General features: G+C 43.6%; 16 protein-coding genes and 2 pseudogenes. 9 read left to right on the top strand and 9 right to left on the bottom strand.

The genetic code is table 11. From position 1 onward, the window contains the following. The first annotated feature begins 144 nt into the window (after positions 1-144). A complete protein-coding gene (locus LCY76_RS02215; protein ID WP_248251265.1) occupies positions 145-351 on the top strand; it encodes a hypothetical protein in 207 nt (68 codons plus the stop codon). 180 nt (positions 352-531) lie between these two features. On the opposite strand, the gene LCY76_RS02210 is transcribed toward LCY76_RS02215, so the two are convergent. Further along, positions 532-1,515 (bottom strand): tRNA dihydrouridine synthase, encoded by a 984-nt coding sequence (locus LCY76_RS02210; protein ID WP_248251264.1) that lies wholly within the window; start codon positions 1,513-1,515, stop codon positions 532-534. Positions 1,516-1,663: 148 nt separating this feature from the next. Continuing rightward, positions 1,664-2,208 (bottom strand): annotated as a pseudogene (locus LCY76_RS02205) (TetR/AcrR family transcriptional regulator). 177 nt (positions 2,209-2,385) lie between these two features. Between LCY76_RS02205 and LCY76_RS02200 the strand changes: the two are divergent. The 3 genes from LCY76_RS02200 (at position 2,386) to LCY76_RS02190 (ending at position 4,908) form a co-directional block, all read left to right on the top strand. Further along, positions 2,386-3,132 (top strand): SDR family oxidoreductase, encoded by a 747-nt coding sequence (locus LCY76_RS02200; RefSeq protein ID WP_248251263.1) that lies wholly within the window; start codon positions 2,386-2,388, stop codon positions 3,130-3,132. A 119-nt stretch (positions 3,133-3,251) separates the two neighbouring features. Further along, complete coding sequence (locus LCY76_RS02195) at positions 3,252-3,662, top strand: cupin domain-containing protein (RefSeq protein WP_248251262.1); 411 nt, start codon at positions 3,252-3,254, stop codon at positions 3,660-3,662. Positions 3,663-3,732: 70 nt separating this feature from the next. Beyond that, a complete protein-coding gene (locus tag LCY76_RS02190; RefSeq protein ID WP_248251261.1) occupies positions 3,733-4,908 on the top strand; it encodes an MFS transporter in 1,176 nt (391 codons plus the stop codon). 176 nt (positions 4,909-5,084) lie between these two features. Here LCY76_RS02190 and LCY76_RS02185 read toward each other — a convergent pair whose 3' ends face one another. Next, a complete protein-coding gene (locus tag LCY76_RS02185) occupies positions 5,085-5,747 on the bottom strand; it encodes a Type 1 glutamine amidotransferase-like domain-containing protein (RefSeq protein WP_248251260.1) in 663 nt (220 codons plus the stop codon). A 332-nt stretch (positions 5,748-6,079) separates the two neighbouring features. On the opposite strand from LCY76_RS02185, the gene LCY76_RS02180 reads away from it, so the two are divergent. Beyond that, complete coding sequence (locus LCY76_RS02180) at positions 6,080-6,574, top strand: DinB family protein (protein ID WP_248251259.1); 495 nt, start codon at positions 6,080-6,082, stop codon at positions 6,572-6,574. Between the two features lie 245 nt (positions 6,575-6,819). Here the strand turns inward: LCY76_RS02180 and LCY76_RS02175 are convergent, their stop codons facing one another. Further along, positions 6,820-7,224: a VOC family protein gene (locus LCY76_RS02175; RefSeq protein WP_248254562.1), complete on the bottom strand. Its 405-nt coding sequence runs from the start codon at positions 7,222-7,224 to the stop codon at positions 6,820-6,822. A 78-nt stretch (positions 7,225-7,302) separates the two neighbouring features. Next, a complete protein-coding gene (locus LCY76_RS02170) occupies positions 7,303-8,250 on the bottom strand; it encodes a helix-turn-helix transcriptional regulator (protein WP_248251258.1) in 948 nt (315 codons plus the stop codon). Positions 8,251-8,394: 144 nt separating this feature from the next. On the opposite strand from LCY76_RS02170, the pseudogene LCY76_RS02165 reads away from it, so the two are divergent. The 4 genes and pseudogenes from LCY76_RS02165 to LCY76_RS23760 form a co-directional block, all read left to right on the top strand. Beyond that, a pseudogene (locus tag LCY76_RS02165) lies at positions 8,395-8,589 on the top strand (helix-turn-helix domain-containing protein); the annotation flags it as partial. Between the two features lie 63 nt (positions 8,590-8,652). Continuing rightward, positions 8,653-9,615 (top strand): helix-turn-helix transcriptional regulator, encoded by a 963-nt coding sequence (locus tag LCY76_RS02160; protein WP_248251257.1) that lies wholly within the window; start codon positions 8,653-8,655, stop codon positions 9,613-9,615. Positions 9,616-9,690: 75 nt separating this feature from the next. Then, entirely contained in the window at positions 9,691-10,323 is a 633-nt protein-coding gene (locus LCY76_RS02155; RefSeq protein WP_248251256.1) for a type 1 glutamine amidotransferase family protein, read from the top strand. Between the two features lie 45 nt (positions 10,324-10,368). Then, positions 10,369-10,542, top strand: a complete 174-nt coding sequence (locus tag LCY76_RS23760; protein ID WP_272885545.1) for a recombinase family protein — start codon at positions 10,369-10,371, stop codon at positions 10,540-10,542. Positions 10,543-10,623: 81 nt separating this feature from the next. Here the strand turns inward: LCY76_RS23760 and rlmD are convergent, their stop codons facing one another. The 4 genes from rlmD to LCY76_RS02135 form a co-directional block, all read right to left on the bottom strand. Continuing rightward, complete coding sequence (gene rlmD, locus LCY76_RS02150; RefSeq protein ID WP_248251255.1) at positions 10,624-12,018, bottom strand: 23S rRNA (uracil(1939)-C(5))-methyltransferase RlmD; 1,395 nt, start codon at positions 12,016-12,018, stop codon at positions 10,624-10,626. Between the two features lie 380 nt (positions 12,019-12,398). Continuing rightward, positions 12,399-13,319 carry a diacylglycerol kinase gene (locus tag LCY76_RS02145; RefSeq protein WP_248251254.1) on the bottom strand — a complete coding sequence of 307 codons (921 nt, stop codon included), beginning with the start codon at positions 13,317-13,319 and terminating at the stop codon, positions 12,399-12,401. Positions 13,320-13,465: 146 nt separating this feature from the next. Further along, positions 13,466-13,780 (bottom strand): DMT family transporter, encoded by a 315-nt coding sequence (locus LCY76_RS02140; RefSeq protein WP_248251253.1) that lies wholly within the window; start codon positions 13,778-13,780, stop codon positions 13,466-13,468. Next, on the bottom strand, positions 13,780-14,121 hold the full coding sequence (locus LCY76_RS02135; protein WP_248251252.1) for a DMT family transporter: 342 nt from the start codon (positions 14,119-14,121) through the stop codon (positions 13,780-13,782). The genes LCY76_RS02140 and LCY76_RS02135 overlap by 1 nt, the downstream gene beginning before the upstream one ends. Position 14,122 lies beyond the last annotated feature (1 nt).

The following is a 14,122-nucleotide window of genomic DNA, read 5'->3' as shown; positions in this document are numbered from 1 at the left end:
AGCTTATCTAAAAAAACAAACATTCCCATTCTACCATTAGTTGGTAATTCGTGTGAGTTTTAATTTGTTATCAATCAATTCTTCCATCTGGCGGGATTTTTAGCAACATATAAAAAAGGGGCTGTCCAAGAAGTCTGTAAGCTGTTGATTTCCGTTCCAGGCTGCTCGCTTTCCGCGGGGCGTGCGGTGAACCTTACCGGCGTGAAGGCCTACTTTTTGGTGCTAGCACCGGCGGGCGTCTCACCTGTCACGCTAGTCCCGCAGGACAAGGAAGGCTCCGGCAGCTTTTTATCGCACGAAGAAAATGTGAAGTTCATTTTCGAGGAGTCTCGCATCTTCCACTTCAATTAACTTTTCATTGAAGATTTTTCAAGCCAAAAAGGGACTGCCTGAAGGTCAATTTTCGACTTTCTGGACAGCCCCTTGGTTCAAAGTCATCTGCGACACATGAGATGTTGGTGATTTCACAAAAAAACTAACGGAACCAGTATCACCTGATTCCGTTAGCAATTATATTGAATAGGACTACTTCTACAGTTCCCCCATACCCTCAAGATTTTCTGACTCAAAGGTATCGAGCAGCGCACGCACTTGATCTGTTGACTTCGTGCTCATCAATTGATTTCTTAATTCACCTGCGCCTCGAAATCCTTTGACGTAGATCTTGAAAAAGCGGTGGAGAGCCGTAAACGGGCGCAGCTCCAAGTGTGAGTATTTATCATAGAGGTCCAGATGCAGTCGTAAGAGACCAAGCAATTCTTTACTGCTGTGATCTTTCGGCTCCTTTTCAAAGGCAAATGGATTATGGAAGATGCCGCGTCCGATCATCACCCCATCGACACCATATTGTTCTGCGAGCTTCAAGCCCGTTTGACGGTCAGGAATATCCCCATTAATCGTTAGAAGGGTATCGGGTGCCACTTCGTCACGAAGCTTCTTAATCTCCGGTATCAGCTCCCAATGAGCATCTACTTTGCTCATTTCTTTTCTTGTTCGCAAATGAATGGATAGATTGACAATATCTTGTTTCAAGATGTGTTTCAGCCACTCTTTCCATTCGTCTACTTCCGTGAAACCAAGCCTAGTCTTTACACTGACAGGTAATCCCCCTGCTTTGGCTGCTTGTATTAACGCTGCCGCGACTTCCGGACGAAGGATAAGACCGCTTCCCTTCCCATTCTGTGTCACATTCGGTACAGGACAGCCCATATTTATATCGATTCCCTGAAAGCCCATTTCCGCCATACCGATACTCATTTTACGGAAGTTTTCAGGATTATCTCCCCATATATGAGCTACTATTGGCTGTTCGTCCTCAGTAAACGTCAACCGTCCTTTTACACTTCGAATTCCTTCAGGGTGGCAATAACTATCGCTGTTTGTGAACTCTGTAAAAAACACATCTGGCCTAGCTGCTTCACTTACGACATGACGGAAAACAACATCCGTCACTTCTTCCATTGGTGCTAGTATAAAAAATGGCCGTGGTAACTCACGCCAAAAATTGTCTTTCATGTTGTAATCCAAATCCTCTCATGAGGGACCCTTAACAAACCATTAATCCCAAAATTAAAAAGCAAGATGTCCTGCTTCCTTTACACTTATACCATGTGTTACTACTTTTTTTCAATCTGATTGAAAATATTTACTCTCTGCACACCATCTATATTATTCTCTCCAATAAATCCCCCACTTTTTCCGCCATTTCCTCCGAAGAATAAGGCATTCCGTTCTTTATCCACCATTCCACTACGCCCACATAGGCATTTGCCACAAATTCGGCAACGATCTCTTCGTTTTGGCCGAGATTTTTGCCTGTGGTGATATCCACCTCTTTTTTGAATTCTTCCATATTGTACTGAACGAACCGGCTGCGGAAATATTGGGCTCCTTCCGTTGTCAGCATCGTTGAAAAAACAAATAATTGCTTTTTAGATAATCCATGCAGTGGACTGTCGCTTCAATCCACTCCATATCCGCATCTTCCTCACAAAGGCTGGCCATGTTCTGGATATGCTCCTCTATGATCTTATCCAGCAAATCGTATTTATCAAGGTAATGAAGATACACTGTTGCTCGGTTGACGTTTGCCCTGTCCGAAATATCCTGGATCGTGATGCTGTCGAAATTTTTCTCGGACATCAATTCAAGGAATGCTGTTTTTATTGCGTCTTGGGTTCTGGCAACCCTTCTATCCACTTTTGCCATTGTTTATTAACCATACCTTTCTTGAGAGATAGTCGACAATCTATATGAATTTGTTGTGTAAACAACGAATCGGATTAAATTAACGATTGTTTGGCTTGTATTTCTATTTTAAATTATAGACAGATGTCGAGAAAACATCAATCGTAGTTTATTTTACTTGAAAGGATGGTAATTGGAATGTCCATTAAAAATAAAGTGGTTATCATTACAGGCGCAAGTTCAGGCATTGGGGAGGCTGCGGCAAAGCTCTTGGCTGAGAAAGGCGCAAAGATGGTACTTGGCGCAAGACGTGAGGACCGTTTGGCACGATTGGCTGAAGAAATTAAATCGAATGGCGGACAAGCCGTTTATCGCGTCACAGATGTGGTTAATCCAGAAGATAGCCAGCAGCTGGTTCAACTGGCGAAAGACACTTTTGGCGGTGTGGATGTGATCTTCCTGAACGCTGGAATCATGCCCAATTCACCGCTTTCTCAATTAAAAATGGACGAGTGGAACCTGATGGTGGACGTTAATATCAAAGGTGTATTGAATGGAATTGCCGCCGTATTGCCGACATTTACATCTCAAAAGTCTGGACACATCATCACTACTTCATCCGTAGCCGGGCTTAAAGCTTATCCGGGCGGTGCAGTTTATGGTGCAACCAAATGGGCGGTTCGTGATCTGATGGAAGTCTTGCGTATGGAATCTGCCCAGGAAGGCACCAACATTCGTACAGCAACGATTTATCCGGCAGCGATCCATACGGAATTGCTGGATACCATTTCAGATAAGAATACTTCAGAAGGAATGACTGCGCTGTACGAACAATATGGAATTACACCTGACCGGGTGGCCCATGTTGTGGCATTCGCGATTGATCAGCCGGAAGATACGAACATCAATGAGTTTACGATTGGACCGACAAGCCAGCCGTGGTAATCATTGCACTATAAATAAAACGAAGAGCCATTTTGATGTAGGCTTAGCTGCCGGGAAAACCTCGGCAGCCTTTTATTTTCTTTCTCAAATCCATTTAACGAAATCAGGAGGAATTGAAAATGGCAAAACATGAAGAAGTAAAAAATGGTGTGATTTTTCCATCAGGCGAAAAAAATGAAGCCTTTGCCCACTATTTTACGGGACAAAGTTATCTTAAAACATTGATTGCGGATCCTGAAGTAAGTGTTGGCGTTGGGAATGTAACTTTTGAACCAGGATGCAGAAATAACTGGCACATTCACCGGGATGGATTTCAGCTTTTATTAGTAACTGGCGTTGAAGGGTGGTACCAAGAACAAGGTAAACCCGCTCAATTCTTAAAAGCAGGAGACGTCATCGTCACCCATGAGGGTGTAAAACACTGGCACGGCGCGGCAAAAGACAGCTGGTTTGAACACATTGCCATCACTGCAGGTACACCGGAATGGCTGGAACCCGTCACAGATGAGGAATACAGCAAATTAAAATAAAGATATCTAGAAAGTTGCCCCCTTGTTTCTCTTTGGGGGCAACTTATGAAATTGGAGAGGAGTTGTTTCTTTGGCTAAACGAAATCATTTGTTTATTTTCATATTGACCATCGGAGTTTTCGGCATCTTGAATACCGAAATGGGAGTTATCGGATTGCTGCCTTCCATTGCCGATCACTTTCATGTCAGCATATCAAAAGCAGGAATGACGGTAAGTTTTTTTGCTATTGCCATTGCAGTATCCGGGCCAACGATGCCGTTATTGTTTTCCGGGATCAACCGTAAGAAGGTCATGCTGCTCGTATTGGGAGTTTTCGTTCTGGGAAACATCGTATCCGTATTTATCACTAACTTTTCCATTCTATTAATTGTTCGCATTATACTTGGCCTTTTTCATCCTATTTATTGTTCGATGGCATTTACAGCAGCGGCTTCCTCAGTCAGTAAAGAAGAAGCTCCAAAAGCTGTTTCTAAAGTATTTATAGGCGTATCTGCCGGAATGGTAGCAGGGGTGCCCATCGCAAGTTTTATTGACAGTGCCGTTTCATATGAAATGGCGATGGCCTTCTTTGCCATTGTCAATGTGCTGATGTTCATCGCTACATTACTGTTTATTCCGTCTATGCCTGTTGAAGAAAGACTTTCTTATGGCACACAATTTTCTGTATTAAAGAAACCTGTCCTATGGCTTTCCATCGCAGCTTGCATTTTATTAAACTCAGCTGTATTCGGTGTTTATAGTTATCTTGCTGAATATCTTAAAAACATAACGAATGTGTCTCCGAATACCATCAGTTTAATGTTATTCATCTTCGGCGGAGCCAATATCATTGGAAACATTGCCGCAGGAAGGCTGCTTACTCACAGTCCCTCCAAATCAATCTTCGTTTTTCCTATGCTGCTGATTGCGGTATATATCCTATTATTCTTCGCTGGGCCCTACGCCATACCTCTGGCCATCGTCACTTTCATCTGGGGCATACTGGCTGGTGGAATCATGGCCAATATTAATCAATACTTGATTATGTCTTCAGCTCCCGAAGCACCTGATTTTGCTAACGGGTTATTTATATCCTCCTGCAACGTTGGAACAACCTTGGGTTCAGCTGCAGGCGGGTTACTCATAACAGAAATGGGTATCCAATACATCGGCCTGGCCGGAATCCTGTCATTGCTCTTCGGCCTGGCCGCTATCTCAATTAGAAACCATGTGATGCTGCCGAGGCAGCAGTTTTCCAGATCATGATTTTAACGGACTTTGCTTAAACGGCTTTATCCTATTGGCTAAAATCATACAAAATGAATAACACAAAAAAGCGGACAGCCACAAAGGGCTCCCGCTTTTAAATTTGCTTTTCACTTAGGCTTTGAAGTACGTTGCATTCGAGATTGCACCTCCAAGAAACTAGCAGCAGAGTAAGGTCATGGAGCAAACAGTTTCCACTGGCCTTCGGATACAACTTCGACCTCCCCATCGATCACTTTGATGGCCGTTTGATCATCCATTGCATACGCCGGCCCTTGCATCCCGGCTGCCCATTTCTCTGCGTTAGCCATCGTGTTATATGGCAGCATCTCGTGTTCCAGATGCGGAAACATGGCAAAATCGACCAGATTCAGCGTTTCATCACCGCCGCTGGGTGGAGTCCAGTTAACGAAGAATTCCCCGATGTTAGGTGCCATCACCATGCTCCCGGCGCTCAATCCTACATAGACTGAATCCAGCGACGGCAAGAGTTCTGCCAGTCCGGACTGCCGCATCCAGTAACTAAGATACAATGGGTCACCGCCATCCACTAACAGAACGTCAGTCTCCTTGACCATAGGAACCCAAAGCTCTTTATCGAGGCTCGGCAGCGCAGTGAGTTCCAGCACCCCCATAGACTTCCAGCCCAGCTCACACATCGGTGCGCCGGATTGTCCATTCAAGAACTTCCATGCGTTCCTTGCACCACCGGGTATAGCGTAAATCGCAGTGGGTATACAGAGAGCACTGGACTCGGCAATCGGCTTGTCCAGCATGTCAACCAGCGCGTCATGTATGCTTTTGTTTTTGATGCCTCCAGATGTAAGCAAAAGTTTCATAAACCTCAACTCCTCATCTTTGTGTGTCTGACGTTTACTTCTTCTGACTTTTAAATTGCGGCTGCGGACTCTATTGGGACAGCTTGGCCTGGTACAAGAGCCAAACTGTCCCGATATTGCTGCCGGTCTTAATAATACCCTTTATTGCTATGATATGCAGCTGCATGCTGTATCTTAATGTTTATATAAGGGTGCAGCAAGAGTCAAGAGAAAAATAAGAAGGTAATGAGATGGTTCATCTGGAAATGTAAGTTATGCCAAAATACATGCCGCAAATGTATTTTGACCGATGGATGATCTTATTAAAGGAATTAAATTGGAGGGAATAGCAAATGGAAGCAAAGACGCTTTTGTTAGAGCAATGGGCAAGCTGCTTAGATAAAGAAGAATGGTTTCCACCGCTTGAAAAAGTGCTGGAGGATATCACTTTTGAACAAGCCATGTGGAAACCAGCGGATGGAGAAATGAATTCCATTTGGGAATTGGTTTGTCATTTACTTTTCTATGAAAAGAGATATCTGATGCGATTTCTTGGTGAAACAGAGAATGAACCGCAGGCAGAAAATAATAAATCTACATTCCGATTACCGACTGAGACATTAGAAAATTGGGAGGAAACCAAGCAAGAATACTTTTATGTTCATCGTGAACTTGAAAAAACACTGGCAAGATCAGAACATGAAGATATGTACAGACAGGTCCCGGGAGAAGATTATCCATTAGTGATTGAAATGAAGAGTTTAGCCATGCACGGCGCATATCATATTGGTCAAATTGTGCTCCTCAGTAAATTGCAAGGCGCTTGGGCACGGAAACACAGCTCTTAAATAAGGTTCATCAGCTTTACAGTATTAGCCTGTTCAATCGGATTGATGTAAAAAAAAGCAACATACCGATGACCCATTACCCGATTTGCCGCCCCAATATTTGAATAGAAGCAGGTTTTCCCTTTAACGGGAGCCTGCTTCTTCTTTTAAAATCATCTGTGATACTACCTCAACGTGGCTTGGATGGTGATGGCAGATAGCAATGGTGTAGTAGTATTCACCTTATGCTTACTCAAACTTTTCCTTCAACCCCTTCGGCTGAACCGTTTGATAGCCTCCTCGGTCACCGGCTCGAAGAGGTTAACTAGGTTTCCGTCGGGATCACGGAACAACATAGCACGGTTTCCCCATGGCATCGTGGTCGGTTCCTTTACCCACTCGTCTACAAACGGTTTCAAGCGCTCGTATTCGGCATCAATATTATGGACGCGAAACTCAATAATGACAGAGTGATTATCGGCCGCCACTGCGGAACCAGTTCCAAACAGTGGTACCGTCTGCGAATGGCCGATCGCAAGGGTACACGATGGCACAACAAGTTCGGCAAATACAGGCGCAGGGCGTTCCGCCGAAACACCCATGACTTTTTCATAGAAATAGACAAGACGATCCACGTCGTCGGTAATGATACGTACAGAAGCAAAATTCACAGTTACCATCCTTCCTATCTCTCACCTCTTTATGTTTACTTACTCCGATTATAAAATGACGCTACTGACACCAGTATGTCAGTAGCGCTTTAAGATTTTTTGGGCTTCCTCACGAATCACATTTCGGAGTGATTTAGGTTCCAAAACAAATGCATCACTCCCCCAACCAAGGACCCATTGCAACACTTCGTCCAAGTGACGAACACGTAAGACCACATGAAATCCATCTTGATGCTCTTCCATATCCTCTATGTAATAAAAGTTTGATTCCTTCACCTTATCAGCGATTTCATTGTTAAATCGAAGGCGGACGAGTAAGTGTCGATTATCCAGAGGGGTGTACTCCCTTAAGTTAAAATGTATTGGTAATTCGAATCGTTCTCCCAAGTCTATCAATTCTGTCATCCGGGACAAGCGAAAATGACGAATTTCTTGGCGCAGATCACACCGGGCTACGAGCATCCAGGATCCTTCAACTAGCACCAATCCATAGGGAGCAGCGACACGAACACTATGTCGTTTCCCCTCCGAATCTGCATGTCTTTTTGAATAATGAAATCCAATCTTTCTCTCATCTAATATCGCTCGACGGATCTTTTCTAGATATTCTTTTTCTTTTGACTGATTAAGATGCTTATCAGAAATGAGCAAACGGATAGCCTTGCGTACACGAAATGTTTCATCGAGTACGCTCTCAGGAAGAATGGCCTCAATTTTGCCGCGGGCATCTTGAGCCTTGACACGATAATCATCATCAAATTGTTGTTCGATAAAGTCCGTTCCAATCAGCAAACTCACGGCTTCTGGAACCGTAAAACTAATTGGGGGCAGGAAATAGCCTTTCATAAGGGAATATCCTGTCCCAGGGGCTCCTATTATCGGTACGCCGGCTTCACACAGTGCTTGGATGTCGCGGTAGATGGTTCGCACGCTAGTTTCAAATTGGGTTGCTAAATCTCCGGCCCGTACAACGTCTTTACGTTGTAAATTCAGTACGATGGCTAACAAACGGTCTGTTTTGTTCATCGGTTCTCCCTTACATGTTCATTGTAAAATAAACATACCATATCTTAATGGAGAAGATGATTTAGTGAATCTGGAGTTTTTTTACATTGAATTGTATTGACATCTAAGTGAGAATCTCTAAAAATAATTAAAGGCTTCTGTTGGCGTTATTCGATTGAACCGGCTAAGAAAGAAGGAAATTTTAAAGGTCTGTTAAAGATGTACCATAAAAATCATGCAAGATTGAATTATGCGGTAAAGCTTTATAAAGAGGGAGATATGACTGTAAATCAAATTTGTGAAATTACGAATGTGTCTAGGGCCTCATTATATAGAAAGCCATCGGAAAGGAAAAGTTGATGGTTCATACCAAAAATAGGAAATATATAATAGAAAATAAGTTTCATATAGAGGTGGAATTATATGCCTAAAATTGACAATATGTTAGCCATTCTATGGATGCTTCGTTCAGGTGAAAAAATTACTGCAAAACAAATTTCAGAAAAGTTAGAGATGAATATAAGGACTGTGTATCGTTATATTGATACAATTTCAACAAGTGGCGTACCTATTATTTCAGAACCAGGACATAACGGTGGATACACTTTAATGAACCATTTTATTGAGGCTCCTCTTTTTTTTGATATTGAGGAGCAAACTTCTCTATTTCACGCTGCTGTTTTTGCAGAAGAAGCCGGGTATTATGGAGGTGAAGCACTAAATAGGGCCATTTCAAAACTAAGTAAATACTCAAATCAAGAGCAGGAAACAAAGTTAAACCAACATTTAACTAGTCTTGAAGTAATAAGTCGATTAAGTTCACTCTCTACGGAACCTTTTTTGAAGGAGTTGGAGCAGGCCGTAGCTGACGGGTACTCAGTAAAAATTCTTTACCATAAAAGCAGCGAAAAGCAATTAAATGATAGATTGGTCGATCCGTACAGAATTATCTATTGGAATAATAAGTGGTATGTGATTGGATTTTGTCATCTTAGGAATGATATCCGTAGTTTTAGAGTAGATCGAATTGAAAGTCTCATGCTAACCGAAAATAAGTTTAACCGGCCAGAAAATTTTTCAGCACGTGACTTTTTTATAAAAAATCTTCTTCCAACTATAGAAGATAAGGAAGGGATTACTTCTTTAGTTATTAATGGAAATGAAAGTACGCTGAATGATATTTGCCAACATTGGTTTTTAGGACATTATTTACAAGAACGGACTTCAAATCAAGCCGTTTTTCTTCTTGAAAAAGATATAATACATACATATGTACCTTATCTACTTTTACCGTACAATAAATCGATTAAAGTTATTGAGCCAATAAGTCTTAAGAAAAGACTTGTTGAAGTTCTGTCGGAATTAATAAAATTTCATCAAGTATGATAACTTCCCTGACGTTAGCTGTCAGGGAAGTTTTATTATAATTGCTGTATCAATTGTGATTGGGAGTGTTATTGGATGCAAACAAAAAAAGTTTTTCTATATGTATTTAATACAATGTCGGACTGGGAATATGGATATTTAATTGCTGAACTAAACTCAGGAAGATATTTCAAAAAAGATTTATCACCTTTAACAGTAATTACAGTAGGAGCTAATAAAGAAATGATTACTACGATGGGAGGACTGAGCATAAAACCAGATATTTCCCTTGATGAATGTACTCTTGAGAGTAAAGATCTTTTAATTTTACCAGGAGGGACTACTTGGAGTGAAGAAATTCATCAGCCTATCTTGGAAAGAATTGGCCAAGCTTTAAAGCTTGGCACTATTGTTGCTGCAATTTGTGGTGCAACTGAGGCCCTTGCGAATATGGGATACTTAGATACTAGAAAGCATACAAGTAATAATTTAGAATACACTAAAATGGTTTGTCCTAACTATAAAGGAGAAAAGTTCTATGAGATGGGATCTGCGGTATCTGATGCGAATTTAGTTACTGCATCAGGAATAGCTCCTCTTGAATTTGCGATGGAAGTACTGAAAAAATTAGATGTATTTGCATCAGATACATTACATTCATGGTATAACCTGAATAAGACTCATAAACCTGAATACTTCTTCCAGTTAATGAATTCCATAAATAAATGAAGTAACTAAAAAAGCTCAATTTCTCTATTTTGATTTGCAGAGAAGTTGGGCTTTTTAATTTGGAATTTCCTTATCGTTGTAAATCCGCATTTTCCTGACGCTACCCCTACACGACGAATATACAAGGAGTACCTTGAAGGAAGCGGTCGCGAGAGTATCGCACGACGGCTCTATAATGAAGGATTTAAAACACCAGCGGATATTGCAGGAAAGAAATAAGCAAAGAAATTTTCATTGCCTGATTAATCGGATTGATGTAAAAGAGCCGCCCCAACATTTGAATAGAAGCAGGTTTTACCATTAACGGGAACCTGCTTCTTCTTTTAAAATTATTTGCGCTACACACTCCACATGCGTCGTCTGCGGAAACATGTCCACCGGCTGCACTTCAACTGTCTTAAATCCACCATCTTCTAAAATTCTAAGATCCCTCGCCAGCGTGGATGGATTACAGCTTACATACACGACGCGCTTTGGCTTCATTTCGATGATGGTTTGAAGCAAGGCCTCGTCGCAGCCTTTGCGCGGTGGATCGACGACGATGACGTCCGGGGTGATGCCTTGTTCCTTTAAGCCTGGGATGACGACTTCGGACTCCCCAACGGCAAACTCGGCGTTATCCAGTCCGTTCAGTTCGGCGTTTCGGCGTGCGTCTTCTATGGCTTCCGGTACGATTTCTACGCCGTATACCTTCTTCGCTTTTTGCGCCAGGAATAAAGAGATCGTTCCGATGCCGCAATAGGCATCGATGACGGTTTCGTCTCCAGTCAGATCCGCGTATTTCAGGGCCTGATCGTACAGAACCTTCGTTTGCTCCGGGTTGATCTGGTAGAACGAGCGGGCAGAAATAGCGAACTTGATATCGCCGATGTAATCATAAATGTATTCTGAGCCCCAAAGGACTTTCGTTTCGTCACCGAAAATCACGTTTGTACGTCGTGTGTTTATGTTTTGCACGACCGACTTAATCTGTGGAATCGTCGATACGATATCATCCACGATCTTTTTGCGGTTCAGCAGGTCTTTTCCGTTTGTTACGAGAACAATCATCAGCTCATTCGTCGTTTTGCCGTAACGGGCGATAATGTGGCGGATGATTCCTTTATGGCGCTTTTCTTCATACGGTGAAATGCCATACTTGTTCAGGATGTCCTTGACCGCCTGAATCGCTTCGTCAGCCGTATCTCCCGTGATGATGCAGCTGTCCATCTCTACGATCTCATGGCTTCGCTTTTGATAAAAACCGGTAATGAGTTGGCCCTCACGTTCACCGACCGGCACCTGGGCTTTGTTGCGGTAGCGCCAAGGCTCGTCTCCCATGCCAAGCGTTGGAAGCACCGGAACGTTTTCCAGTTTTCCAATCCGCTGCAGCACGTCCTCGACCTGCTTGCGTTTGAATTCCAACTGTCCTTCATAGGAGAGATGCTGAAGCTGGCAGCCTCCGCACCATTTATAGATCGGGCATGGCGGATCGACACGCTGCCCGCTTTCTTCCGTTAGTTCCATCAAACGGCCAAAACCGTACCCCTTTTTTACGTTCACGACCTTTATCTTGGCTTTCTCGCCTGGCAGGCCGTTCGGTACAAACAGCGGAAATCCATCGACCTTCGCCACTCCAGCTCCATCATGGGTCAGATCCACGAATTCCACATCTATGATTTCATTTTTTGAAACCGGCACATTTGCCTTCGTCATTAGACATCGTTCCTTTATGTTCAGTTCTTTCCTGATTGTAGCATAACTCTTCATTTGTTAAACGATCGTTTCATTAAACAGTCGTTTAATTTAAACATTAGTTTGATTCCTCTTCAATCACACATCGCAAACTGATGCTTAAAAGAGACGTCAAATCTTTTACTTCTAAATAGTTTGGAATGGGACCCTGGCGAAGAATGAGCCCAGAGGTTTGTGAAGCAAATGACCAGCCGAGGTGTGAACCGTACCTAAGCTCGCTTAGTTAAAGGATCACAACTCCAAGCTGATCACCCATTACATACCTTCACATCTTTTACCCTAGCAAGAGTATACCCACATCACTCTCCCGCTAACGACAAAAAGAAAAGATGGGGCTCTAATTATAGAGCCTCATCCTCTGTTAGTTTCACGCGCTCTTTTGGCACGAGCATCTGGAAGTGGTGGCGAAGGTTCACAAATTCGCCCGGCAGGAGTCCGCCGAATTCACCGTCCAGGTTGAGCTGCATTTTATCGGTTGGCCGTACTTTGATCCGGTTCGCTTTCGTGTAGATGATATGATCATCATTGATATGGTCGCCTTTTAGCGCCATGGAAGCGATGCGGACAAATTCAGCCAGATTCGTTTTCTTTAATATAATAAGGTCAAACATGCCGTCGTTGAACTCGGACGTTGGAGCGAGTTTTTCAAAACCGCCGATGGAGTTCGTGTTGGCCACGAGGAACAGCATGATCTCCCCTTGAAACAGCTTGCCGTCATATTCGATTTCTACGTACGTCGGACGGATGGACGGAAGCATCTCGATGCCTTTGAGGAAATAGGCAAGCTGCCCGATCATCGTCTTCAGCTTGCTCGGCACTTCATAAGTCAGCTCCGTAATACGGCCGCCGCCTGCAATGTTAATGAAGAACTTATCATTCACTTTTCCGATATCGACCGGCATTTCAGCACCCTGACAGAGGACATCACACGCGCCTTCAATCGTTCGCGGCACGCCAAGGGCACGAGCAAAGTCGTTTGTCGTTCCCGCTGGAATAAGGCCGAGCTTCGGACGGTCTTCAAGATCGGCAAGACCGTTGACCACCTCATAGATCGTCCCGTCACCACCGGCTGCGATGACAAGGTCAAAGCCACGTTCACCTGCGAGCCTGGCTGCACGGGTCGCACTGCCTTCCTCCGGTGTCGTCGCGTGGGTGGACGTTTCGTAGCCTGCAATTTCTAAACGCTCTAAGATATAAGGAAGCTGCTTCTTGATCGCTTCTCTTCCTGATGTTGGATTGTATATTAATCGTGCTCGTTTCATACTTTTCACCTGATTTATTTTCTATTGGTTTCTTATAAACATGATACGCTCTAACCAGAAAAAACAGCCCGAATTTGGACTGTTTATTACCAACTCTTATTATAGTGATTCCCCATAAAAAAAGCAAAACTCAAAAAAGGAAATTTTTATGAAATAAGCTTCAGACCAATGGCCGCGCTCAGCACCATCGCCATAAATAAAATCCGTTTCCAGTCCCGCGATTCCCCGTACACGAGCATGCCGACAAGCACACCACCGACCGTACCGATTCCCGTCCATACCGCATAGGCGGTTCCCATGGACAGGGTTTCCATGGCGAGGGACAGAAGCGAGAAGCTGCAGGCAAATCCGAGTATGAGAAAAAGGAACGTCATAAAGCTTTTCTTCTGGCTCACCTTGTTCAGTCCAATGACCCCCAACACTTCAAAGCCTCCGGCAAGCACCACATACAGCCAGCCCATTACGCTTCACTCCCTTTCTCTTTCGGTTCTCCCGTTACGGCTTTTAGCCCCATAACTCCGGCGAGCAAGAGCGCGATCAGTGAAATTTTCGCCCAGCTGACCGGTTCCCCGTAGAACAGCATCTCCGCCAGCACGGTTCCTGCGGTTCCGATTCCGGTAAAGACGGCATACACCGTCCCGACCGGCAGTTTACCCAAACATGGGACCATCAGGAAAAAGCTGACGACGATTACAAGTCCGGTTCCGATCCATCCGAGGACAGAATCCGCGTGCTTCAGTCCGCTGACCCACAGCACTTCCAGAATTCCTCCCATGATGACCAATGTCCAATATCGATTCATT

Source organism: Fictibacillus marinisediminis (assembly GCF_023149135.1).
GTDB lineage: Bacteria > Bacillota > Bacilli > Bacillales > Fictibacillaceae > Fictibacillus_C > Fictibacillus_C marinisediminis.
Note: the sequence above shows the minus strand (reverse complement) of the source record. Positions and strands in the feature narration are given on the sequence as shown.